At 38.6% G+C, this 1,636-nt stretch carries 1 protein-coding gene; it reads left to right on the top strand.

Going from position 1 to position 1,636, the window contains the following annotated elements; translation table 11 throughout:
- The first annotated feature begins 222 nt into the window (after window positions 1-222).
- Window positions 223-1,577, top strand: a protein-coding gene (locus BFM98_RS23395) for an IS3 family transposase (protein WP_139111235.1) whose coding sequence is annotated in 2 segments (ribosomal slippage) — window positions 223-676 and window positions 676-1,577 — 1,356 coding nt in all. Because the reading frame shifts where the segments join, the coding sequence is not laid out codon by codon here.
- Window positions 1,578-1,636 lie beyond the last annotated feature (59 nt).

The raw sequence follows: 1,636 nt of genomic DNA, 5'->3' as shown, positions 1-1,636 counted from the left end.
CAGCAGCACACGCTGCAGGCTGACCAGCAATTGCTGTCGCCAGGGCAGCCGGGTCGTTTTTGTTAGATGTGTATAAGAGACAGATTGTAAGCTTGTCCCTTTATTGAATGTCATGCGATTTTTTTATCTGTGAATCATAAAAGCACCCCATCAAAGCTTGTCCTTATTTGAACTGCTCCCCAAATGTTAGACACATCTAACATTTGGAGGAGCAGTTTTTATATGGCTAAATTTACATCGGAAGAAAAACTACAAGCAGCCTTACGTTACATAAAAGGCAATGAAAGTTCACATGAAATTGCTAAATCTATCGGAACAGATCACAAAGCAATTCTTAATTGGGCGAAACAATATGAGTATAATGGCGTAGAAGCGTTTATAAAGCGATATACAAATTATTCGGCACAGTTTAAACTAGACGTACTAAACTTTATGATTGAAAATGGTACGTCCTTACTTGAAACAGCAGCTATCTTTAAGATAGCTACGCCTTCTACACTTCGTAGTTGGAAAAAGCAATTTAAAACAAAAGGATTCGATGCCCTTCAATCAAGGAAAAAGGGGCATCCATCCATGAAAAAAGAAACGAACAAACAACCAAAACAAGCACCAGTAGAAGGGACACCTGAAGCACTTCAAGCAGAAATCAATCGTCTACGTATGGAAAATGAGTACTTAAAAAAGTTGAACGCCTTAGTTCAAGCCAAGGAAAAATCACCAAAGAAGACAAAGTAAAGGTCATCTATGAATTAAGGCATAAATACTCGGTGAAGGCGCTTGCGAAATTCGCAGGCATTCCACGTAGCACGTACTATGATTTAGTGAAGAAGATGGATCGTCCAGATCCAGATGCCGAGTTAAAGGCCGAAATTCGAGCAATTTATAACGAACACGAAGGTCGTTATGGTTATCGTCGTATTCGTGATGAGCTAGCAAATCGTGGGAAAAAAGTGAATCATAAAAAGGTTCAACGTATCATGAAAGAATTAGGTTTAAAGTGCTTAGTGCGTATGAAGAAATACAAATCTTATAAAGGGACAATCGGTAAGATTGCGCCTAATAGATTGGATCGTAACTTCATAGCAGAAGCACCGAATGAAAAATGGGTTACAGATATTACGGAGTTTAAGCTGTTTGGTGAAAAGCTCTATTTATCACCTATTTTAGACTTATTTAACGGCGAAATTATTACGTACACAATTGGTCATAGACCAACATATTCGCTTGTATCAGAAATGTTGGAGAAGGCACTAGAGAGGTTGCCAGAGGAACATCAATTATTGATGCATTCAGATCAAGGTTGGCATTACCAAATGAAACAATATCGCCACGCCCTTGAATCAAGAGGCATTGTGCAAAGTATGTCACGTAAGGGAAACTGTTATGACAACTCTGTCATGGAGAATTTCTTCGGCATCATGAAGTCAGAATTCCTCTACTTAAAGGAATTTGATAGTGTCGAGCATTTTAAAAAGGAACTTGAAAAGTATATAACGTATTACAACACGAGACGTTTAAAGGCAAAATTAAAACTGAGTCCGGTAGAATACCGAACTCAGTTTACCCAAGCTGCCTAAACGAAATAACCGTGTCTAACTTATAGGGGTCACTTCAGGTACTGTCTCTTATACACATC

It is taken from the genome of Lysinibacillus sp. AR18-8 (assembly GCF_001705465.1).
GTDB classification, from domain to species: Bacteria; Bacillota; Bacilli; order Bacillales_A; family Planococcaceae; genus Lysinibacillus; species Lysinibacillus capsici.
Note: the sequence above shows the minus strand (reverse complement) of the source record. Positions and strands in the feature narration are given on the sequence as shown.